The sequence below is a fragment of the Streptomyces sp. NPDC015125 genome (genome assembly GCF_043080045.1).
Lineage (GTDB): Bacteria > Actinomycetota > Actinomycetes > Streptomycetales > Streptomycetaceae > Streptomyces.
This window is the reverse complement of sequence record NZ_JBIBVF010000076.1, coordinates 400-1,012: the sequence shown is the minus strand read 5'-3', so window position 1 is coordinate 1,012 and position 613 is coordinate 400. Positions and strand designations below refer to the sequence as shown.

Annotated in this window: 1 pseudogene; it reads right to left on the bottom strand. The window is 70.8% G+C overall.

The window, feature by feature from the left end:
- Nucleotides 1-277: 277 nt before the first annotated feature.
- Nucleotides 278-613, bottom strand: a pseudogene (locus tag ACF088_RS41450) (transcriptional regulator); the annotation flags it as partial.

Sequence of the window (613 nt, the reverse complement as noted above, 5' to 3'; positions counted from 1 at the left end):
ACCCTGGAGCAGTTCTGCGAGTAGGCACGCGCCGCCTCCCGTACGGGGGGGCGCTCGGAAGTCACCGGCTTCGAGCCGGTCGCCGAGCAGGGGGCGGAGCGCGCTGGTAGGAGTTCGCAGGGCTGCACGGGGTGCGGTGCCCGGTCGGTGCGGCACGCATCGGAGCGGATGACGGGCGCGGCCGAGGAGGCCTTCCGCCTGCGCCTCCTCGGCCACCGTGCCGTACCGGACGCGCGGACGGCCACCGTCGGCGGGGTGCCGCACCTCGTCGACGTGGTCAGAGGCTCTTCAGCGCGGTGGCGCTGGGGCTGCCGGCTTCTGCCGTGTACATCACGAAGGAGAAACCCGAGCCGGGCAGAGCGAGCGTGTGCCGGTCGATCTCCAGCTCGCCCAGTGTGGGGTGGTGGAGGTTCTTTCGCACGCTGGGTATGGGGCGCACAGCGTGATTCCGCCAGCTGTTCGCGAATTCCGGATCGTGGGTTGCGAATTCGTTGATCAGCTCCGCGAGCGCGTTGTCCGTGGGGTGCACAACGCGGGCCGCGCGCAATTGTGCGGCCACCTGCTGAGCGAAACCGGGCTCGGAACCGGGGGCGGCGTTGCAGAGGGTGTCGCG